Below are 21,856 nucleotides of genomic sequence, written 5' to 3'. Positions count from 1 at the left end.
CATGTTGGTTGCCTCAAGCAAGCATCTACCGATCTTGCCCAACAGGCAAGTTTGCGCATTGAGAAGTCCGTCACCCGCACGTACCCTCGGAGCGATGGAGGAGACCACCGGGCTGCGGGAGCGCAAGAAGGCGGCGACCCGCCTCGCCCTGCACGAGGCGGCCCTGCACCTCGCCGCCGACCAGGGGATCGACGCGGTGACGGTCGAGGCGATCGCCGACGCCGCCAACGTCTCCCGGCGGACCTTCTCCAACTACTTCTCAAGCAAGGAACAGGCGCTCTTCCACGGCGACACCATGCGCCTGCACCGGCTGTTGCAGCTGATCCGCGAACAGCCCGTCAACGAGCAGCCATGGACCGTGCTGAGCCGGGCAGCCGAACGCCTCACCGAGGAGGTCTTCGGCGGTGCTGAGCCTTCCTGGCTGACCCAACGCCGAAAGCTACGAGGGCACCCCGGCCTGGCCCCCCACCAGGTCGCGGCGTACGCCGCGATCGAGCGTGAGCTGGCCGCGGAACTCGCCCACCGTCTCACCGACGCCGACACCGACGCCGACGTGGCACTGCGCTCCCGCCTCCTGGCCGCGACCTTCCTGGCCATCCTGCGGGTCGGAGTCCAGCACTGGTTCGAGCACCCGGACATCCCTCTGGTGGAGGTCGTCCGGACCGCGCTTGCCGCAGCGGCACCCGAGGGCCACCGGACCAGCACCGGCAACCAGCCCGATCACGTCGGCGCCTGACGCCCCTGCGCCGCCCCGCCCGGAGCCCCGGTCGGCGGCACCGAGGGCTCCGCGTGCTTCGGTTCGCCCGCAACTCCGGCAGCACGGACGGGTACGGGTGTCGAAAAGCCCCGCAGTACGGGGGCCACCCGTCGGTATTCCGGGATTCGATGCGATCGGCTGGCGGCCCACCCTCGACGGCACGGATGCTGACTCGTCGGCCGGACACTCGGTCCGCCGAAGAGGAGCTGCGCGTAGATGGCAACAACGGATAAGGCGTCCGGAGACCGGCTCGGCGCGACACTGGTCATGGCATGCCTGGGGGTGTTCGTCGCATACCTGCCAGTGACGACAGTGTCGGTGAGCCTGCCGGCGATTCAACGCGGACTCAACGCGTCGACCGCCGACCTGTCCTGGGTGTCGGACGCCTTCGTACTCCCGATGGCCGCCCTGATCCTGACCGCCGGCGTCTTCGGCGACGTGCATGGGCGCAAGAAGGTCTTCCAGGCTGGCCTGCTGTTCTGCGTGATCGGCGCGACCGTCGCGCTCTCCGCCCAGTCGATCACGATGGTCTGGGTCGGCCAGGCACTCGCCGGCGTGGGTGCGGCCGCTCTACTGCCCGCCACCCTGGCGCTCATCAGCCACGCTGTGCCGGACCCACGCAGGCGCGGCAGGTACATCAGCCTCTGGGCCACCTCCCTGATGCTCGCCCTCGCGCTCGGCCCCCTGTTGGCCGGCGCGATCCTCGAGCACGCGTCCTGGCGCTGGATCTACCTGCCGGCCATCCCGCTCGCGCTGCTCACCGCCCTGATCGCCATTCCGCTGGTCACCGACTCACGGGCGCCGGGAAAGCGGCACCTGGACTGGCCGGGGCAGATCACCGCCGCCCTGGCCATCGTCGCCCTGGTCTTCGCCGTCATCGAGGGCGGTGCCGGCTCATTCATCGACCCCATCGTGCTCCTGGCGTTCGCCGTGGCCGCGCTGAGCCTCGCCGCGTTCGTCGTGATCGAGCAGCGCAGCGACTCGCCGATGCTGAGCCCCGCCCTGTTCGCCAGCCGCGGGTTCAACGCGACCGCCGTGATCGCCATGGTCAGCTTCATGGGCGTGATCGGAAGCATCTTCGTGCTCAGCCTTTACCTCGGCCTGGTCCAGCAACTGTCGACCATGGAAGCGGCGCTGCGGCTGCTGACCAACACGGCAGTCCCGGTCGTCGTGGGGCCGCTGATCGCCCGCCTCATGCACCGCGTGCAGGTGCGCTGGCTGCTCAGCGCCGGCCTCTTCATCTCGGCGACCGCCCTGTTCTTCCTCAGCAGCGTCGACGCCGACACGTCGTTCGGGCAGCTGAGCTGGCGGCTCGCGCTGTTCGGCCTGGGCCTCGGCGCGGTGCTGACCCCGATGACCGCGACCGCGGTCAGCTCGGTGCCGTTCCAGCTTGCCGGCATGGCCGCGGCAGCCAACAACGCGTTCCGCCAGGTCGGCGGCGCGCTGGGCCCCGCCGTGCTGGGCGCCCTGCTGATCAGCAGGGCGGCGAGCACCCTGCCGGGGCACCTCGCCGACGGCGGCGTCAGCGGTGACCGCCAGCAGGCCGCCACCACGGCGATGGACGACAGCGGCTTCCAGGCGGTCGCCGTCATCGACTACGGCGGCCAGCGGGACGTCGCGATGAACGCCCTCAACATGGCGTTCCTCGACGGCTTCCACCTGTCCCTGACCGTGTCGGCCACGCTGATGCTCATCGCCGCGCTGGCCGCGGTCATCCTGCTGCGCCGCCCGCGCCCGGTGCTCGAGGCCCAGCCCGCGGCCCAGCTACCAGAAACCGTCCCGGCCTGACCTCCCCCAACCAAGAGACGGCGGCGTCACCGGCTCCTACGCTGGTGACGCCGCCGACGATCAGGAAGACCGTGACCCCTCCCCTGGACCAGCTCGACCTGCGACTGCTGCAGGCCCTGCAACTCGACGGCCGCGCCCCGTTCAGCCGGATCGCCGCCGCCCTCGGCGTCTCGGACCAGACCATCGCCCGCCGCTTCCGGCGCCTGCAGACCCAGGCGGGGCTGCGCGTGCTGGGCATGACCGACGAGAGCCGGCTCGGCCGCTCCAACTGGATCGTCCGGCTGCGGTGCACCCCGGACATGTCCGAGCGACTGGCCGACGCGCTCGCCCGCCGCCCCGATACGTCGTACGTCGCGTTGATCTCCGGCGGCAGCGAGGTGGTCTGCGAGATGAGGCCCCGTAGCCTCGCCGCCCGGGACGAACTGTTGCTGGGCCGGTTGCAGCGCACCCAGCGGGTGATCGGGTTCAGCGCACACTGCCTGTTGCACCGCTTCTACGGCGGCCCTCTCCGCTGGCTGCAGAAGGCCAACGCCCTCACCACCGAGCAGGAGGCGGCCCTGCGCCCCACTCCGGTCGAGGCGGTGCCAGGCACCGTCACGGTCGACGAAACCGACGAGGCGCTACTCGCCGCGCTGTTCCGGGACGGCCGGGCCGGCCTCACCGAGCTGCAGACGGCGTGCGGCCAGTCCGAGGACGTCGTGCGACGCCGCCTGGACCGGCTGCGCGGCAGCGGCGTCCTCTACTTCGCCGTGCAATATCTCCCGGAACACGTCGGCCGCGAGGTCGGCGCGATGCTGTGGCTGACCGTGGCACCGTCCGCGCTGGCCGCGGCCGGGCACGCGCTGGCCGAGCACGCGGAGGTGGAGTTCGCCGCCGCGGCCACCGGCCAGACCAACATCATCGCGGCCGTTCGCTGCCGGGGCACCGAGGAGCTGTACGCGTACCTCAACGACAAGATCGGCGCCCTGGACGGCATCCGCACCGTCGAGACCGCGCTGATGCTGCGCCAGGTCAAACAGCTGGCACTCGCGCCGGCAGTCGTATCGGACTGAGGGACCCCACCAGCGACGGTCACCTGTCGGAGCCCAAGCGCTGTCGTTCACCCTGCCCGGGTTCCTCAGTGGTGTCGCCGGGCGGGCTTGACGCCACGTAGACATCGGAGGTTTACTGCGTCAGCGATACAAGTCGATGGCTTGACCGTCCACACTGGTGGCGTCCAGGTCGTCGGCGGTGCCATCGCGAATGGTCGCCGCTGTCGCGCCAGCCCGTCTCCTGGCGCTGTCGGCCGCGACATGACGATCCCCCCTCGGCGGGTGGGGAGCACCGAACGGCAACACCGCGCCACACCGCACCACCTCAGCCGAGCATCGGCGGCCCGGCTCCGTACCACCGCCAACCCGGCCCCGGCGAGTCCGCACGCCCACTGACGCGCGTGCCCGGGTCGACGCTCAGCAGAGGAGCAGGACCATGCGTTCCCGTCCCCGTTTGTCAGCACTCGTCACCGGCCTGGCCGTGATGCTGGCCACCCTGGTAGCCCTTCCGGCGCCGGCCTCGGCAGCACCACTGACCAAGGTCCTGGTGTTCAGCAAGACCGCCGGCTTCCGCCACTCGTCCATCCCGACCGGCATCACCGCGATCCAGCAGCTCGGCTCCGCCAACGGCTTCACCGTGACCGCGACCGAGGACGCCGCCCAGTTCACCACCGCCAACCTGGCCCAGTACCAGGCGGTGGTCTTCCTGTCGACGACCGGCGACGTCCTCAACGCCACCCAGCAGACGGCCTTCGAGTCGTACATCGCCGCTGGTGGCGGATACGTCGGCGTGCACGCCGCCGCCGACACCGAGTACAGCTGGCCGTGGTACGGCGGGCTGGTCGGGGCGTGGTTCGACTCGCACCCGGCGATCCAGACCGCCACCGTCCGAGTCGAGGACCGGACCAACCCCTCCACCGCCCACCTGGGCGACACCTGGGTCCGCTCCGACGAGTGGTACAACTACCGCACCAACCCCCGGCCGAACGTGCGGGTCCTCGCCAGCCTCGACGAGTCGTCCTACAGCGGCGGCAACATGAGCGGCGACCACCCGATCACCTGGTGCAAGGCGTACGGCGGCGGGCGGGCCTGGTACACGGGCCTCGGGCACACCGAAGCGTCGTACAGCGACACGAACTTCACCCGGATGCTGCTCGGCGGCCTCCGCGTCGCCGCCGGCGCCGTGACGGCCGACTGCTCGCCGCGCACCACGACGCCGCCGCCCAGCGGCTCCAGCCTGCGCGCCCGGGCCAACAACCAGTACGTCAGCGCGCCCAACTCCACCACCGCGCTGATCGCCAACCGCAGCGCCATCGGCACCACCGAGCGGTTCGACCTGGTCGACCTCGGAAACGGCAACGTCGCGCTGCGCGCCAAGGGCAACGGGCAGTACGTCGCCGCCGAGAACGCCGGCGCCGCCGCGCTGATCGCCAACCGGGCCACCGCCGGTGCCTGGGAAACCTTCCAGCTCGTCCGCAACTCCGACGGCACGGTGAGCCTGCGGGCCACGGTGAACAACCGGTACGTCGCCGCCGAGAACGCGGGCGCGTCCGCGCTGATCGCCAACCGGACCTCCGTCGGCCAGTGGGAGAAGTTCGACCTCGTTACCGGCTGACCCCGCTCCGGTTGGCTCTTCACCACCTCCACCTGGCCGTGGTGCGCCCCCGCACGCCCGGTCCCCGGTCGTCGAGGAAGGACGATCATGCCCTCGTACCCCCGGCGCTGGCCCCGGGCCCTCGTCGCGGCGCTCACCGCCGCCGCGAGCGTGACCCTGGCCGTTGCCGCGCCATCCACCGCCCAGGCGGCGGCGATTCCCGCCTCGGACTATCAACAGGTCAAACTCGCCACCGGCTCGGCGGAGCTCGGTGAGGCCATGTCCCTGGCCGTCATGCCCAACCGCTCGGTGATCCACACCGCCCGCAACGGCGTCGTGCGGGTGACCGACGTGGCCGGCAACACCAAGGTCGCCGGCACCCTGTCCGTCTACACCCACGACGAGGAGGGGTTGCAGGGCGTCGCCGTCGACCCCAACTTCGCCACCAACCGGTACGTCTACCTCTACTACTCCCCCACGCTGAGCACCCCGTCCGGGGACGCCCCGACCACCGGCACGGCGTCGGACTTCGATCGGTGGAGAGGGCACCTGCGGCTGTCCCGGTTCACGCTCGACACCGACGACACGCTCAACATGAGCAGCGAGCGGATCATGCTCCAGGTCGACAACGACCGTGGGCAGTGCTGCCACGTCGGCGGCGACCTGGACTTCGACGCCGCCGGCAACCTGTACCTGACCACCGGCGACGACACGAACCCGTTCGAGTCCAACTCGTACGCGCCTCTCGACGAGCGGACCAACCGGAACCCGCAGTTCGACGCCCAGCGCTCGGCGGGCAACACGAACGACCTGCGGGGCAAGGTGCTGCGGATCAAGCCGCAGGCGGACGGCTCGTACACGATCCCGTCCGGCAATTTGTTCGCGCCCGGCACGGCCCGGACCCGCCCGGAGATCTACGCGATGGGCCTGCGCAACCCGTTCCGGATGAGCGTCGACAAGGCGACCGGCATCGTCTACCTCGGCGACTACGGCCCCGACGCCGGCACGGGCGACGCGAACCGTGGCCCCGCGGGTCAGGTCGAGTTCAACCGCATCACCGCGCCCGGCAACTACGGCTGGCCGTACTGCACCGGCACCAACACGACCGCCGAAACATACAATGAATACACCTTCCCGTCCGGCCCGTCGCAGGCCAAGTACACCTGCACGGGCGGGCCGACCAACAACTCGTTCCGCAACACCGGGCTCACCACGCTGCCCGCGGCGAAGCCGAGCTGGATCAAGTACGGCGACGCCGGGTCGCCGTCGGAGTTCGGCAGCGGCTCGGAGTCACCCATGGGCGGGCCGGTGTACCGGTACAACGCCTCGCTCAACTCCAGCATCAAGTTCCCCGCATCGCTGGACGGCCGCTACTTCGCCGGCGAGTACGGCCGCCGCTGGATCAAGGCGATCGCGGTCAACGCCGACGGCACCCGTGGAGAGATCTCCGACTTCCCGTGGACCGGCACCCAGGTCATGGACATGGCCTTCGGCCCGGACGGTGCGCTGTACGTGCTGGACTACGGCACCGGCTCGAACAACCAGGCGCTCTTCCGGATCGAGTACATCGGCGGCGGCAACCGCAGCCCCATCGCGGTCGCCTCGGCGAATCCCACCTCCGGGCCGAACCCGCTGACCGTCGCCTTCTCGTCGGCCGGCAGCTCCGACCCGGAGGGTGGCGCGCTGAGCTACCTGTGGACCTTCGGCGACGGCACCACGTCGACGGCGGCCAACCCCACGAAGACGTACTCCACGAACGGCACGTACAGCCCCACCCTGAAGGTCACCGACCCGACCGGCCTGTCCGGCACGGCGAGCCTGGTCGTCACCGTCGGCAACACCGCCCCGACGGTCTCGCTCACCCTGCCCACCGACGGGCAGCTCTTCAGCTTCGGTGACACGGTGCCCTACCAGATCGCCGTGAGCGACCCGCAGGACGGCACGATCAACTGTGCGCGGGTGAGCCTCACCTACGCGCTGGGCCACGACAGCCATGCTCACCAGATCACCTCGAAGACCGGCTGCAGCGGCACGATCACCGTTCCCACCGACGGTGAGCACGACGCGGCGGCCAACATCTACGGCGTCTTCGACGCCGCCTACACCGACAACGGCGGGCTCACCACGCACAGCATCAAGACTTTGCAACCGAAACACCGGCAGGGCGAGCACTTCGGCGCACAGTCCGGCGTCCAGCTCGCCGACCACCCCAGCGCCGAGGGTGGCCGCACGGCCGGATTCATCGAGAACAACGACTGGATCTCGTACCAGCCGTACCACCTGGCCAACGCGAACCGGTTCACCGCTCGGGTCTCCTCGGCCGGCGCGGGCGGCACCATCGAGGTACGCGCCGGATCCGCCACCGGCACTCTGCTGGGCACCGTCACCGTGCCGGTGACCGGTGGCTGGGACACCTTCACCGAGGTGTCCAGCGCCATCAGTAACCCGCCCGCCTCGACGACCACCCTGTACCTGGTGTTCAAGGGCGCTTCCGGCAACCTGTTCGACGTCGACTCGTTCACCTTCACCACCGGCGCCGGCGGCGGACCCGGAGGGATCAGCCTGCGGGCGCAGGTCAACAACCAGTACGTGTCGGCTGTCGGCACCAGCCCGCTGATCGCCAACCGGGCCACCGTCGGGACGACTGAGCAGTTCGACCGGGTCGACGCCGGCAACGGCACCATCGCCCTACGGTCGCGCGCCAACGGGCTGTACGTCTGCGCCGAGAACGCGGGCGCCGAACCGTTGATCGCGAACCGCACGACGATCGGACCGTGGGAGACCTTCCAGCTCATCACCAACTCGGACGGGACGGTCGGCCTGCGTGCCCTGGCCAACAACCAGATCGTGGCCGCCGAGAACGCCGGTGCGGCAGCACTGATCGCCAACCGTACGACGGTCGGGTCCTGGGAGAAGTTCATCCTGACCGGCTGACGGGCGGTGGGCCCGGCCTGGTCGCTGACCAGGCCGGGCCCACCGGTGCCGGGTCACCCACCCCTACGGCCGTGAGGGGCCGGGCGCAGGTCAGGAGTCTGCAGGAACCCCGGCCTCGAGCTGGCCGATGATCGGGGCGAGGAGGTCGTTGAGCTCCCGAGCCAGCACCACCACGGCTCTGCGCGCCGTGATCGCCACGGAGTCATCCGGACCGTCCGGGGCCGGCGGCAGATCATCGAGCGGGACCGGCGCCTCCACCTGGAGCATCGCCCGCAGATGCGGGCTTCGCGTCTGATCCTGCTCGGTCGGTGTCGTGTACTGGCCGAACAGTTGGGGCCAGTCCCGCCAGCCACGGTCGCGCTGCCACTGCTTCGTCCAGGTGAGCTCAGCCGGCCAGCGGGAGATCACCGTCACCGCGCCGACCATGCTGCCGTCCCACGGGCTTCGCGCGCAGGTCGCCGAGACAATCCGCCGGTGCCAGCGGACGAAGCCGGGCGACAGCTCACTGGCCACCCGCCATGCCGTCGCGGCGAACTCGACCGGCGCGATGTCGCCCCAGGTGTCGGTGAAGTCGTCGATCCGCCTCAGCACCTCGGCCTCGTAGCGACCACACCCGTCGGCGCCGTGCTCACGGTCGAACTGCTCGTCCAGCCAGAAGGCGCGCGGTTCCGGCATCCTCAACCCCGTTCATCGCGATGGCATCGATCGCGTCATCCTCGTCTGAGCGGCGGCCCGAGCCAGCTCACGGACGTCCACCGGCCCGGATTGCCCGGTCCAACGTCGAACCTACCCGCCATCGCCCGCGTAACCGGGATTGTCGGCATCCGAGCGTGTGGCTGATCATCCGGGCCGGTCCACTCTCCAGCTGATGCCCATTGCGGCTTGACAAGCACCGGGCTCCAGAGTGGACGATGCAGCGTGCGCATTCTCGTGGTGGGTGGCAGTGGCCTGATCGGCGCTCATGTCGTAAACGTGCTGCGCGAGCGGGGACATGAGGCGACCACGGTGGCGCGTACCGCCCAGCCGGGTGTCGATCACCTGCTCGATGTCGAGTCCGCCTCGATCGACGATCTGCGGCCGCTGCTCGCCGGTCATGACGGCGTGGTCTATGCCACCCGCACCGACGAGCAGCGACCGCTGCCCAAGCCGATCTACCCGGCGTTCCGCCGGGACAACGTCGAGCCGGTGGTACGCCTGTGCACTGCCGCCCGCCTCGAAGGTCTCAGCCGCGGCGTCATCATGGGCTCGTACTACACCTATTTCGACCGGCTACATCCGCAGTGGCGGCTCGCGGAGCGTCACACGTACATCCGTTGCCGCCTGGAGCAGGCCCAGGAGGGACGGTCGGCGGCCGGCCCGGAGTTGCCGATCGCCGTACTCGAGTTGCCGTTCATCTTCGGTCGGGCCGGTGACCGGCTACCCAACTGGTCCGGGCCGTTGGACCGGTGGGCGCGCTCGCGTACCCCCTTGGCTGTTCCCACCGGCGGAAGCGCCGCGGCCTCGGCCCGCAGCGTCGCGGACGTCGCGATGGACGCGCTGGAGCAGGCGAGCGGTGCGGACATCCCCGTCGCCGACGAGAATCTCACCTGGAACGACATGATCGGGCGCATCGCCGAGGCCGTCGGCCGACGCCGCCGGGTCGCCCGCCTCCCGGCCGGCGCGGTAAAGGCCGCCCTACGCCTCGGCGGCGCACTCCAGGCCCGCAGCGGCAAGGAGTCCGGCATGAACCCGAGCCACCTTGCCGACCTCCTACTCGCCGAGTTGTTCATCGAGCCGACGACCGGCCGATCGCTGGACCCGGCGCTGCGCGAAACCTTCCCCGACGGCGGGGCTGCCTAGCCTTACGGTGCTCGTCACGATGGTCGAGCGAGATACGCCGTCTTGACGTCGGCTGAGAACCCGCAGGCCCGGTAGAAGGCGTGGGTCGCGGGCGTGCGCGAGCCCGTCATCAGCATCGCCTTGTAGCAGCCCGCATCCCAGGCGGCTTGAAGGGTGCCGGCCATGATCTGCCGGCCCAGACCCGTGCCTCGCCGCGACTCCTCGACGACGACGTTCTCGATGACAGCGTACGGCGATGCGGATCGGGTGATGTTGGGGATCACGTTGAGATACGTCGTGGCGACGACGACCCCATCCAGTTCGAGTACGAAGAGGTGCAGCGCCGTAGAGCCCAGGATCTGCTGGAAGGCCGCTGCGTCAGACCCGTCTCGCAGCACCGGATCGTCGGGGTTCAGTTGCCGGTAGAGGCGGATGATCTGCTCGAAGTCGCCAGAACGAGCCGCACGGAACATGCCCGGAGCGTACCCAAGGCGCTGCTTCCTCCGCGGGTGCGCTTCGGTGTTGCTAGAGGTCGAGGCCTCTCACGCTGCGGTAGACCACGGTGATGGCCAGAAAGAGGGTGCCGACGAGCACGATGGTGATCGCGGCATTGACCACAACGGGCACGTCGATGGCGGCTGTCAGCTGAGCTGCTCGGCCCGTCCGGGCCGTTCGAGCCGGCGCCGGAGATGTGAACGCCCGGCACCCGTCAGTGGCAGTGCTGTTGTTGCTGTGCGCCGACGCGCCCGGCTCCGGGCCTGGTCCACTGCGGTACGGGTCGGCCGTCCCTGCGCCACCGCGTGTAGGTCGGTTCCTGCGGCCAGCCCTCCGGTGAGTCCTCCCAAACCTCCTGCCGGCCGTAGACGGTCATATCGAGCATCTTGTGCGACGACATGATCGCTTCGACGCCCCGGCCGGTCGTCTCATACGTCAGGAAGAATCGGTCGTCCCGGTGCAGGAAGCACGCGATCTCGCCGCCGCCGGCATAGGCGGGGTCCTCGATGCCGTGGGTGGAATACCACGGGTGCGTGTAGCCCATGAAGTCCCGAAAGGGAGCGACCTCCTCGTACGGCCCCTCGCAGAAGACCGCGAAGGAGATGCCGCGCTCCTCAAGGTAGACCGCATTGTGGAAGTCCCAGATGGTGGCGGTGCAGCCTTCGCACTGATCCTCGAACGGCTTTCCGAGGTGCCACATGTGCCGGTAGACAACCAGTTGGTCACGGCCGGCGAAGATGTCCTGCAGTGGTGTCGGGCCGTGCGCTCCGATAAGCAAGATCGGTGATACCTCGGTCATCGGCAGGCGGCGCCGGGCGGCGGCGATCGCGTCGCCCTCGCGTGTGTGCGCCTTTTCGCGGACGAGCAACGTCTCGCGCGCGGCGAGCCAGGTCTCGCGATCGACGACCGGAGGGGCAGGGGTCGTGGTGTGGATGGTTGTCATGTCGCTATCCTAAGCATAGTGCGTGCTTGCTTGACCATAGCTAGGCGGGAAGGTAGTGAGGCGTTCGTGCCAACCAAGCGGACCTTTCGGGATCTCGGGGACGCCTGCCGCGCCGCGAATGCTCTCGATCTGGTGGGTGATCGATGGACCCTGATCGTGGTGCGTGAGGTGATTCTCGGGCCCAAGCGGTTCGTCGACCTGCAGGAGTCGGTCCGTGGCATCACACCGGCCGTTCTCACCGACCGGCTGCGGTCGCTGCAGGAGACCGGGATCGTCGAGCAGGTCGTCCTGCCGGACCTGGCCCGCACCCGCGCGTACGCCGCGACGGACTGGGGCCGCAAGCTGGAGTCAGTCCTGGAATCGCTGGGGCGTTGGTACTCCGCCGGCCCCGACCCGAGCACGGACGGCGGCATGACTCCTGATGGAACGGTCCTCGCCATGCGGACGATGGCTCCGGAGGCGCCGGGCGAGGTGCCGGTCCTGGCCCTCCGCCTCTACGATGGCCGGCGCTCCGATCCGCCGACGCGCGACTACCGCGTGGCAGCGATCAACGGGCGCCTGGACGTCCGAGCCGTTGTGGCCACGGAGCCGGCGGCGACCGTGACTGCGGAGTCGACGGTCTGGAGCCGCCTTCTCTTCGACGACCTGCCACTCGCGCGCGCCGAGCGCGACGGGACCGTGCGCGTCGAGGGCGACCGGGAGGCCGTCCTACGGATCCTGCGTCTCTACACCTGAACGGGTACCAGCAGCGGCGTCAGCACGTCGCCCACCAGACCTTGCGGCGTTTCGACGCCGGACCGCTCGCCGCTGAGCGGTGTCGCCACGAAGAGCTGCGCCACGGCCATCCTGAGCGCCCGGGAAACCCCGCTCCGAACGACCAGCGCTCGCAGGGTCAGGGCACCTGCCGTCGTTACTTGGCGTTGAAGTAGCTGGCCTCCGGGTGGTGAACCACGATGGCGTCGGTGGCCTGCTCCGGCATGAGCTGGAACTCCTCGGACAGCTCCACGCCAATCCGATCCGCCCCGAGCAGATCCACGATCTTCGCCCGGTCCTCCAGATCCGGGCAGGCCGGGTAGCCGAACGCGTACCGGCAGCCCCGGTAGTCGTTGCGCAGCAGGCCAGCCAGGTCCGTCGGGTCAGCGTGGCCCAGCGGACGGCCGTCGGGCAGGGTCATCTCGGCGCGGACACGCCGGTGCCAGTGCTCCGCGAGGGCCTCGGTGAGCTGCACGGAGAGCCCGTGCACCTCCAGGTAGTCGCGGTACTCGTTGCGGGCGAACAGCTTCGCCGCGTACTCACTGACCGGCTGACCGACGGTGACCAGTTGCAGCGCGACCACATCGAGCTGGTCGCCCTTGGGCTTGAAGAAGTCCGCCAGGCAGAGCCGGCGCTCCTGCCGCTGCCGGGGGAAGGAGAACCGGGCGCGCTCCGCGTGCCCGTTCTCGTCGAGCACCACCAGGTCATTGCCCTCGGAGTACGCCGGGAAGTAGCCGTACACCACGGCTGCCTCGAGCACCTGGTCGGAGATCAGGCGGTCCAGCCAGTACCGCAGGCGCGGCCGACCTTCGGTCTCGACCAGCTCCTCATAGGAGGGTCCGCTGCCGCCGCGGGCGCCGCGCAACCCCCACTGCCCGAGGAAGGTGGCCCGCTCGTCCAGCAGCGCCGCGTAGTCGGCCATCGGCACGCCCTTGACCACCCGCGTGCCGAAGAACGGTGGGGTGGGCACCGGCACGTCCGCAGCGACATCGGAACGGACCGAGGAGTCGTGCAGCTCCGGCAGCGAGTCGGTGACCACGGACCGCTGCCGTTCCCGGCGGGCACGCCGCGCCGCGAGGGCCGCCTCCCGCTCCGGGTCGATCACCGGTGCGCCGCCGCGCTTGGCGGTCATCACCTTGTCCATCAGGGACAGCCCTTCGAACGCGTCCCGCGCGTAGTGCACCTGCCCGGGGAACATCGACCGCAGGTCGTCCTCGACGTACGCCCGCGTCAGGGCCGCCCCACCCAGCAGGACGGGCCAGCGCTCCGCGACCCCGCGCGTGGCCATCTCGGCCAGGTTTTCCTTCATGATGACGGTGCTCTTGACCAGCAGGCCGGACATGCCGATCGCGTCGGCACGGTGCTGCTCGGCGGCGTCCAGGATGGCGCTGATCGGCTGCTTGATGCCGATGTTCACCACCTCGTAGCCGTTGTTCGACAGGATGATGTCGACCAGGTTCTTGCCGATGTCGTGCACGTCGCCGCGCACGGTGGCGAGCACGATGCGACCCTTGCCGCCATCGTCGGCGGTCTCCATGTGCGGCTCCAGGTACGCCACCGCGGTCTTCATCACCTCGGCGGACTGGAGCACGAACGGCAGCTGCATCTGCCCGGAGCCGAACAGCTCACCGACCACCTTCATCCCGTCCAGCAGGATGTCGTTGATGATCGACAGTGGGGGCCGACCGCCGGCCATCGCCTCGTCCAGGTCGGCTTCCAGGCCGTTGCGCTCACCGTCGATGATCCGCCGCTTGAGCCGCTCGTCGAGCGGCAACGCCGCCAGCTCCTGCGCGCGGCTGGCCCGGGCGCTGGTCACGTCGACGCCCTCGAAGAGCTCGAGGAAACGCTGTACCGGGTCGTACCCCTCGCGGCGCCGGTCGTACACCAGATCCAGTGCGACCTCGCGCTGCTCCTGCGGGATCTTCGACATCGGCAGGATCTTGCTGGCGTGCACGATCGCCGACGTCAGGCCGGCCTGCACGCACTCGTGCAGGAACACCGAGTTGAGCACCTGCCGGGCCGCCGGGTTGAGCCCGAACGAGATGTTCGAGACGCCCAGGGTGAAGTTGACCCCCGGGTAGCGGCGGGTGATCTCCCGGATCGCCTCGATCGTCTCGATGCCGTCGCGGCGGGTCTCCTCCTGCCCGGTGGCGATCGGGAACGTCAACGCGTCGATCAGGATGTCGGCGCGGTCCATGCCCCACCGGCCGGTCAGGTCGTCGATCAGCCGCGCCGCGACCCGAACCTTCCAATCCTGGGTACGGGCCTGCCCCTCCTCGTCGATGAGCAGCGCCACCACCGCCGCGCCATGCTCACGGACGATGGGCATCACCCGCGCGTACCGGGAGTCGGGGCCGTCGCCGTCCTCGAAGTTCACCGAGTTGACCACGCACCGGCCGCCAAGCATCTCCAACCCGGCCTCCACCACGTTCGGCTCGGTGGAGTCCAGCATGATCGGCAGAGTCGACGCCGTGGCGAACCGGCCGGCCAGCTCCCGCATGTCCTGCGTGCCGTCCCGGCCGACGTAGTCCACGCAGAGGTCCAGCAGGTGCGAGCCGTCGCGCGCCTGGCTGCGGGCGATCTCCACGCAGGCCCGCCAGTCGGCGGCGAGCATCGCGTCCCGGAACGCCTTGGACCCGTTGGCGTTGGTCCGCTCCCCCACCATCAACACCGACGCGTCCTGGGCGAAGGGCACCGGGTGGTACACCGACGAGACGCCCGCCTCGTGCCGGGGCTCGCGGGCCGGGGCGGTGACGCCGTGCAGCCGCTCGGACAACACCCGGATGTGCTCCGGGGTGGTGCCGCAGCAACCGCCGACCAGCCCCACGCCGTACTCGGTGATGAACCGCTCCAGGGCCTCGGCCAGCTCCACCGGAGTCAGCGGGAAGTAGGCGCCGTCGGCGGTGAGCACCGGCAGGCCGGCGTTCGGCATCACCGACAGCGGGATGCGGGAGTGCTGCGACAGGTATCGCAGGTGTTCGCTCATCTCGGCCGGGCCGGTCGAGCAGTTCAGCCCGATCAGGTCCACGCCGAGCGGCTCGATCGCCGCCAGTGCCGCACCGATCTCGCTGCCCACCAGCATGGTGCCGGTGGTCTCCACGGCCACGTGGCAGATGATCGGCACCGACTGGCCCAACTCGGCCATCGCCCGCTTCGACCCGACCACGGCCGCCTTGACCTGGAGCAGGTCCTGGCAGGTCTCGATGATCAACGCGTCCACGCCGCCGACGATCAGACCGACCGCGTTCTCCTGGTACGCGTCACGCAACGTGGCGTAGTCGGCGTGCCCGAGGGTGGGCAACTTGGTGCCCGGCCCGATCGAGCCGAGCACGAACCGGGGCCGCTCCGGGGTGCTGGCCGCGTCGGCGGCCTCCCGGGCGATCCGGGCACCCGCCTCGGACAGCTCGCGGATGCGGTGCGGGATGTCGTACTCGGCGAGGTTGGCGAGGTTGGCGCCGAACGTGTTGGTCTCCACGCAGTCCGCGCCGGCAGCCAGGTAGGCGTCGTGCACCCCGCGCACCACGTCCGGCCGGGTGACGTTGAGGATCTCGTTGCACCCCTCCAGCCCGTCGAAGTCGTCGAGCGTGAGGTCCGCTGCGTGCAGCATCGTGCCCATCGCCCCATCGGCGATGAGAATCCGGTCGGCCAGCACATCCATCAACGAAGAAGGCACCCGTTCAGATTAGTGCGACCCCGCGACACCCAACGCCCCCCGGTACGCGATCCCATATTGTGTCAGCGGGATCACGCCGTCCGGTTCGTTCGTGTATGACCGGCCGCTGGCGCGGCCGACCGGCGCGGCCGACGGGCCGCACCCCCGCCCGGCACGTAGGCTGGCGGACGTGAAGGACAACAGGGACGCCGCCGTGCCTAACGGTTTGACGACCGGGCACGGTCCCGGCGCCAGCCGCGACGAGCAGGGTGAGGTGACGGCATGACCGAGTTCGACGGACTGCCGGTGCTGCGGTCCCCGGTGGCCATCGCCGCCTTCGAGGGCTGGAATGACGCCGCCGACGCGTCCACCGCCGCGGTCGAGCACCTCGAGCAGGTCTGGAACGCCCGGCAGATCGCCGAGCTGGACCCGGAGGACTTCTACGACTTCCAGGTCAGCCGGCCCACCATCACCATGGCCGACGGGGAGACCCGCCGGGTGGAGTGGCCGACGACCCGGTTCATGGTGGCCAGCCCGGAGGGCACCGAACGCGACGTGGTGCTGATCCGCGGCATCGAGCCGAGCATGCGCTGGCGGACCTTCTGCGAGCAGGTGCTGGAGATCTGCCACAGCCTTGAGGTGGAACGGGTCGTGCTGCTGGGCGCGTTGCTGGCCGACGTTCCCTACACCCGGCCGCTGCCGATCAGCGGCAGCGCCTCCGACGCGCAGGCCGCCGAGCGTTACCAGCTCACCCCCACCCGGTACGACGGGCCGACCGGCATCGTCGGTGTGCTGCATGACGCGTGCTCCCGCGCCGAGGTGGACGCCGTCTCGTTCTGGGTGCACGTGCCGCACTACGCCAACAACCCGCCCTGCCCGAAGGCCACCGTCGCCCTGCTGCACAGGGTCGAGGAGGTCGTCGACCTGCCGGTGCCGATGGCCGACCTGGCCGAGGAGTCCGCCGAGTGGGAGCAGCGGGTGCGCAGCGCCGCCGATCAGGACGCCGAACTCGGCGAGTACGTTCGCGAGCTGGAGGAACGGGTCGGCGACGAGGGCATCACCCCGTTGACCGGTGACGAGATCGCCCAGGAGTTCGAGAAGTACCTGCGTCGTCGGGGCGGTTCGGCCGGCCCCACCGCCGGTTCCTGGTAGCACTGTTTGGTGCGGGCCTTCGGACCTTTTGTGGTCCGGGGGCCCGTTTTCGCGTGTCCGGGGTAGCGCCGTCACACCCGCTAGGGCATCCTAGGAACCTAGATGTGATCAAGGAGGCGGGTGTGCAGATCAATCCCGGGGCCGCGGAGTTCCCGCACCGACAGATCGCCGCGCAGCTCAAGGCCCAGGTCCGCCGCGGCGACTGGGGACCCGGCGAACGGCTGCCGTCCATCCCGGCCATCGCCGAGATGTTCGGCGTCGCCAAGCAGACCGTGCAACGCGCCGTCGACCAGCTGCGGGTCGAGGGCATCCTGATCACCAAGCCTGGCTCCGGTACGTACGTCCGGGGCACCCGCCGCCGACTCAACCGCCTCTCCCGGGGCCGGTACGGCGGCTTCCGCGGCTACCACACCGACCTCGCCGCCCGATACCGTCAGCAACTCGTCTCGGTCGGTCGCGCACCCGCCCCCGCCGAGGTGGCCGACGCCTTCGGGGTGCCCGACGGCACCGACCTGCTCTGCCGCCGGCACCTCGTCCGCACCGACGACTCCCCCGTCGAGGTGGGCGCATCCTGGTTCCTGCCCGCCAACACCGCGGGCACCTCACTGGAACGCGCCGAGGCGTTCGGCCGGCCCCTCTACCAGGAGGCCGAGGAGGTCACCGGGCGCCGGTACGTCTCAGCCACTGACACGATCAGCGCCCGCCAGCCCAGCCGGGAGGAGGCCGAGACGCTCCAGATCCGTCCGGACACCCCGGTGCTGCACCTGCTGCACGTCGCCTACGACGCGAACCGCAAGCCGATCGAGGTGTCCCAGGCCACCTGGCCCGGCCCCATGACCACCCTCACCGAGGAGTACAAGATCCCCGCCCCAACCCCAGACCCAGACCCCAACCCCGGCCTGGTCCTAGGCTGACCCCAGCACCCCACCCCACACCGCCCAAGCCCCGCCCGCCCCACACCGCCCCAGCCCCAGCCCCAGCCCCGCCGATCTTGCACTAGCTGTCGTCCTTATGCCCCGCCCCGCCCCTTCTGCGAGGGCAGGAATCGCAAGATCGCGGGGAGCGAGAGCACCAGGCCCGGAGCGCACCATCGATCATGGACTTGTGGTGCGCCGCAAAGGGTGTGGAACGCCGCATATCGGCCACCACAACTCCATGATCGACGCGGGCGGGGACCTTGGGGCGCGGGCGGGGACCTTGGGGCGCGGACGGGGACTTGGGGCGCGGACGGGGACTTGGGGCGCGGACGGGGACTTGGGGTGCGGCCCCGGACCTGAGGCGCGGGCCGGGCGCTGGGGGCGGCTGTTAGAGGTGGATGCCTAGGAGGGCGTCTACCGTGTTCGCGAAGAGGGCCGGGGCGGACGGGTCGTCCGCCGCACCGGCGAGGGTTGCGTCGGCCCAGCGGTCTGCTGCAGCCAGGGCGCCAGGTGTGTCGAGGTCGTCGGCCAGGCGTTCGCGTACCCCGGCCAGCAGCTCAGCCCCGGACGGCCCGGCGGGCGCGGCGGCGGCCCGCCGCCAGCGGTCCAGGCGCTCGTGAGCGGTGGCCAGCAGGTCGTCGGTCCACGTGCGGTCGCTGCGGTAGTGCCCGGAGATCAGCGCCAGCCGGATCGCCATCGGGTCGACCTTGTCGGCGCGCAGCCGGGACACGAAGACCAGGTTGCCGAGGGACTTGGACATCTTCTCGCCGTCGAGGCCGATCATGCCGGCGTGCACGTAGTGCTCGGCGAACGGCGCCTGGCCGGTGAGCCGCTCGGCGTGCGCGGCGGATGCCTCGTGGTGCGGGAACAGCAGGTCGTTGCCGCCGCCCTGGACGTCGATCCGGTCGCCGAGCAGGTTCAGCGCGATGACCGCGCACTCGATGTGCCAGCCCGGGCGGCCGGGGCCCAACTCCCCGCCCGGCCAGGACGGCTCACCCTCGCGGGCCCCACGCCACAGCAGCGGGTCCAGTGGGTCACGCTTGCCGGCGCGGTCCGGGTCCCCGCCGCGCTCCGGGAAAACTTCCAGCATCTGCTCGCGGGTCAGGTTCGACTCGTAGCCGAACTGGGGCGTGGCGGAGATGTCGAAGTAGATGTCGCCGGTGCCGTCGTCGAGCCGGTACGCGGCGCCGTCCTTGAGCAGCACCTCGACCTTGTTGGCGATGTCCGGGATCGACTCGACCGCTCCCACGTAGTGCGCCGGCGGGATGAGCCGCAGCGCCTCCATGTCCTCCCGGAACAGCGCCGTCTCGCGCATCGCCAGGACGACCCAGTCCTCGCCGTCGCGGGCGGCCCGCTCGAGCAGCGGGTCGTCGATGTCGGTGACGTTCTGCACGTAGCGCACCGGACGGCCGGCGTCCCGCCACATCCGCTGCACCAGGTCGAACGTGATCATGGTGGCGGCGTGACCGAGGTGCGTGGCGTCGTACGGGGTGATGCCGCAGACGTACATGGTCCCCGCGTCCACCGGCTCACTTGGGTGGACGCCCTGCCGCGCCGAGTCGTACAAGGCCAGCGGCTCGCCCCTGCCCGGCAGCCGTGGCACCTCGTGTCCCGCCCAAGACTCCATGGGATCAGCCTAGCCAGCCGGAGGACGCCGCCGGAGCGCCCCACGGGTGATCAAGATGACAGCGGGTCACATGGGCGGCCAGGGCATCGCGGGCCAGTCCTCCGGCGGCTGGGGGAAGCGGCCGGTTTCCCGCAGCCGGTCGATCCGGGAGGCCAACTCGGCCACCTCGCTGATCGTCAGGTGGTCGGCCAGCTCGTCGCCGAGCGCTCCGGTGACCTGCCCGGCGAGCCCGTCGAGCATCTCCACGGCGTCCGGGGGCAACTGCTTGCCAGCCCAACCCCACAGCACCGTACGCAGCTTGTCCTCCACGTGGAAGCTCACCCCGTGGTCCACGCCGTAGATCCGGTCGTCGGCCCCGACCAGCACGTGACCGCCCTTACGGTCAGCGTTGTTGATCACCGCGTCGAGCACCGCGAGCCGGGCCAACCGTGGGTCTTCGGCGTGCGCCAGCGCGTACGCGGCGCCGTCCTCGTCCTGAGCCGCGGCGATCGGGATCCAGCGTGGCGGCAGCTCCCCCGCCGGGAGGAAACCGACAAGCGGCTCGGCGTCCTCCGGCTCGTCGATCCACAGCTGGCAGGAGCCGGGACCGAACGGGCCGTCGCGCAGCACGGTGGGCGGCACCAGGCCCCAGCCGGTGGCCCGGGAGACCAGGTACGCCGAGACCTCCCGCCCGGCCAGGGTGCCGTCGGGGAAGTCCCAGAGCGGACGCTCGCCACGGACCGGCTTGTAGACGCACCGGGCGGTGAGCCCGTCCAGCGTCAGGATGCCGCGCAGCGTCGTGTTCGACGCGTCGACCAGCCGACCCTCCAGATCGAGCGCGCCGTCACGTAACAGCCGCAGCGCGGCGTCGCCGTCCTGGCGAGGCTGGAGGCCGGACGAGGTCACCGGTGATAACCGTTGTGCCGCGGGCAGAGGTGCCCGGCGGGGTCCAACGGTTGGCCGCAGAGCGGGCACGGCGGCCGGCCCGCGTTGACCACTCGCCGGGCCCGCTCGATGAACTGGCGGGTCGCCTGCGGGGTGAGCCGGACCCGGAGCCGGTCCAGGTCCTCGTCCGGCTCGTCGTCCTCGTCCTCGTCGTCGTCTTCGTCGTCCTCATCGCCCAGCTCGACCTCGGGCTCCACCTCGCCCGCGGCGATCGCTTCGATCACCACGGTCGCCGTGTCCACGTCGAAGGCCAGCCCGAGGGTCCCGACCCGGAACTCCTCATCGACCGGCGTGTCCAGCGGTTCGTTGTCACCGATCACCGGCGCCAGCTCGGGCAGGTCCACCCCGAAGCGACGCTGCGCCTCGGTGAGCAGCTCCTCCAGCTTCTCGGCGAGCAGGGACACCTGGACCTTTTCCAGCGCGACGCTGACCAGCCTGCCGCCGCCGCGGGCCTGCAGGAAGAACGTGCGCTCCCCCGGCGCCCCGACAGTCCCGGCGACGAACCGCTCCGGCGGTTCGAAGGCATGCACCTGGTGGGTCATACCCACGACCCTATCCGGCCCGCCATGGGGTCGCGCACCCCACCGACCCGAATCACCGCGTGGCCCGCCGCGCCCGGTGCACCGGGCTTCGCACCCGGGCGTGGCGGGCGCTGGTCGGTCACCGGCCGGCCCCCGCGCCGCCGCCGACCGGCGCGTCGGAGTCGGCCGCGCCGGCCGCCCGAGGCGTCCGCCGGCGCCGCTTCTGCGGCGGCGGCACCAGTCCGGCCAGGTCACCCCCGGTATCGTTGAGCCGTAGCAGGAACGGCCGCAGCGCGGTGTACCGGATGACCGTCACCGACGCCGGGTCGGCGACGATCCGCTGAAAAAGATCCAGGTGTACGCCGAGCGCGTCGGCCACGATCGCCTTGATCACGTCGCCGTGGCTGCACGCCAACCAGACCGCCTCCGGACCGTGCTCGGCCGTGACCCGGGCGTCCCAGGCACGTACCGCCGCGACCGCCCGTGCTGCCATCGCCGCCATCGCCTCCCCCTCCGGGAAGACCGCGGCGCTCGGGTGCTGCTGGACCACCGGCCAGAGCGGCTCCTTGGCCAACTTCTTCAGTGGCTGCCCCTCCCAGGCACCGTAGCCGCACTCGATCAGCCCCTCCTCCACCACCGGGGCGGCCTCGGGCAGCGCCAGCTCCAGGGTCTGCCGGCAACGGATGAGCGGGCTGGTCACCACCGCCGCGAGCGGCACCGGCCGCAGTCGCTCGCCGACCGCGGCCGCCTGGACCCGGCCCGTCTCGTCCAACTCGACCGGCTGCCGGCCGGCCAAGCCGCCGTCGGCGTTCGCGGTCGTCCGGCCGTGTCGCAGAAGCAGAAGAGTCGCCACGGGGACCACCCTATGACCTGCGCCCGGCCGGGGGCGGCGCCCTCCGGCCCGACCAGTGTCCGCGCCGCCCGGGTGCCATCCGGCGCGAAACGGGATG

General features: G+C 70.6%; 17 protein-coding genes. 9 read left to right on the top strand and 8 right to left on the bottom strand.

The window, feature by feature from the left end; all coding sequences use genetic code 11:
- The first annotated feature begins 94 nt into the window (after positions 1–94).
- The 5 genes from PCA76_RS15745 to PCA76_RS15725 all read left to right on the top strand — a co-directional run bounded on the left by PCA76_RS15745 (position 95) and on the right by PCA76_RS15725 (position 8,104).
- Entirely contained in the window at positions 95–736 is a 642-nt protein-coding gene (locus PCA76_RS15745) for a TetR/AcrR family transcriptional regulator (RefSeq protein ID WP_272618974.1), read from the top strand.
- Between the two features lie 237 nt (positions 737–973).
- Positions 974–2,545 (top strand): MFS transporter, encoded by a 1,572-nt coding sequence (locus PCA76_RS15740; protein WP_272618972.1) that lies wholly within the window; start codon positions 974–976, stop codon positions 2,543–2,545.
- Between the two features lie 71 nt (positions 2,546–2,616).
- A complete protein-coding gene (locus tag PCA76_RS15735) occupies positions 2,617–3,597 on the top strand; it encodes an Lrp/AsnC family transcriptional regulator (RefSeq protein ID WP_272618970.1) in 981 nt (326 codons plus the stop codon).
- Between the two features lie 463 nt (positions 3,598–4,060).
- A complete protein-coding gene (locus tag PCA76_RS15730; protein ID WP_272619408.1) occupies positions 4,061–5,191 on the top strand; it encodes a ThuA domain-containing protein in 1,131 nt (376 codons plus the stop codon).
- A gap of 87 nt (positions 5,192–5,278) precedes the next feature.
- Positions 5,279–8,104 (top strand): PQQ-dependent sugar dehydrogenase, encoded by a 2,826-nt coding sequence (locus PCA76_RS15725; RefSeq protein ID WP_272618968.1) that lies wholly within the window; start codon positions 5,279–5,281, stop codon positions 8,102–8,104.
- A 90-nt stretch (positions 8,105–8,194) separates the two neighbouring features.
- Here the strand turns inward: PCA76_RS15725 and PCA76_RS15720 are convergent, their stop codons facing one another.
- Positions 8,195–8,779, bottom strand: coding sequence for a hypothetical protein (locus PCA76_RS15720; protein WP_272618966.1), 585 nt, complete (start codon positions 8,777–8,779; stop codon positions 8,195–8,197).
- A 243-nt stretch (positions 8,780–9,022) separates the two neighbouring features.
- Between PCA76_RS15720 and PCA76_RS15715 the strand changes: the two genes are divergently transcribed.
- Positions 9,023–9,943: an NAD-dependent epimerase/dehydratase family protein gene (locus PCA76_RS15715; RefSeq protein ID WP_272618964.1), complete on the top strand. Its 921-nt coding sequence runs from the start codon at positions 9,023–9,025 to the stop codon at positions 9,941–9,943.
- Between the two features lie 14 nt (positions 9,944–9,957).
- Here PCA76_RS15715 and PCA76_RS15710 read toward each other — a convergent pair whose 3' ends face one another.
- Together PCA76_RS15710 and PCA76_RS15705 are read right to left on the bottom strand one after the other, a co-directional pair.
- Positions 9,958–10,395, bottom strand: a complete 438-nt coding sequence (locus PCA76_RS15710; protein ID WP_272618962.1) for a GNAT family N-acetyltransferase — start codon at positions 10,393–10,395, stop codon at positions 9,958–9,960.
- A 236-nt stretch (positions 10,396–10,631) separates the two neighbouring features.
- Complete coding sequence (locus PCA76_RS15705) at positions 10,632–11,360, bottom strand: DUF899 family protein (protein ID WP_272618960.1); 729 nt, start codon at positions 11,358–11,360, stop codon at positions 10,632–10,634.
- Here PCA76_RS15705 and PCA76_RS15700 point away from each other — a divergent pair.
- A complete protein-coding gene (locus PCA76_RS15700; RefSeq protein WP_336298068.1) occupies positions 11,262–12,095 on the top strand; it encodes a winged helix-turn-helix transcriptional regulator in 834 nt (277 codons plus the stop codon). The genes PCA76_RS15705 and PCA76_RS15700 overlap by 99 nt on opposite strands.
- A 175-nt stretch (positions 12,096–12,270) precedes the next feature.
- On the opposite strand, the gene metH is transcribed toward PCA76_RS15700, so the two are convergent.
- Positions 12,271–15,771: a methionine synthase gene (gene metH, locus PCA76_RS15695; protein ID WP_442930264.1), complete on the bottom strand. Its 3,501-nt coding sequence runs from the start codon at positions 15,769–15,771 to the stop codon at positions 12,271–12,273.
- Positions 15,772–16,047: 276 nt separating this feature from the next.
- Here metH and PCA76_RS15690 point away from each other — a divergent pair, with 276 nt between their 5' ends.
- Positions 16,048–16,917: a PAC2 family protein gene (locus PCA76_RS15690; protein ID WP_272618954.1), complete on the top strand. Its 870-nt coding sequence runs from the start codon at positions 16,048–16,050 to the stop codon at positions 16,915–16,917.
- 122 nt (positions 16,918–17,039) lie between these two features.
- Positions 17,040–17,831: a GntR family transcriptional regulator gene (locus PCA76_RS15685; RefSeq protein ID WP_272618952.1), complete on the top strand. Its 792-nt coding sequence runs from the start codon at positions 17,040–17,042 to the stop codon at positions 17,829–17,831.
- Between the two features lie 391 nt (positions 17,832–18,222).
- Here the strand turns inward: PCA76_RS15685 and mshC are convergent, their stop codons facing one another.
- The 4 genes from mshC to PCA76_RS15665 all read right to left on the bottom strand — a co-directional run bounded on the left by mshC (position 18,223) and on the right by PCA76_RS15665 (position 21,768).
- Positions 18,223–19,461, bottom strand: a complete 1,239-nt coding sequence (gene mshC / locus PCA76_RS15680) for a cysteine--1-D-myo-inosityl 2-amino-2-deoxy-alpha-D-glucopyranoside ligase (RefSeq protein ID WP_272618950.1) — start codon at positions 19,459–19,461, stop codon at positions 18,223–18,225.
- A 66-nt stretch (positions 19,462–19,527) separates the two neighbouring features.
- On the bottom strand, positions 19,528–20,346 hold the full coding sequence (locus PCA76_RS15675) for an SCO1664 family protein (RefSeq protein ID WP_272618948.1): 819 nt from the start codon (positions 20,344–20,346) through the stop codon (positions 19,528–19,530).
- Complete coding sequence (locus tag PCA76_RS15670; RefSeq protein ID WP_272618946.1) at positions 20,343–20,927, bottom strand: DUF3090 domain-containing protein; 585 nt, start codon at positions 20,925–20,927, stop codon at positions 20,343–20,345. The genes PCA76_RS15675 and PCA76_RS15670 overlap by 4 nt, the downstream gene beginning before the upstream one ends.
- Positions 20,928–21,045: 118 nt before the next feature.
- Entirely contained in the window at positions 21,046–21,768 is a 723-nt protein-coding gene (locus tag PCA76_RS15665; RefSeq protein WP_272618944.1) for an MSMEG_4193 family putative phosphomutase, read from the bottom strand.
- Positions 21,769–21,856 lie beyond the last annotated feature (88 nt).

Source organism: Micromonospora sp. LH3U1 (genome assembly GCF_028475105.1).
Classification (GTDB): Bacteria; Actinomycetota; Actinomycetes; order Mycobacteriales; family Micromonosporaceae; genus Micromonospora.
This window is presented reverse-complemented; position numbering and strand designations above follow the sequence as displayed.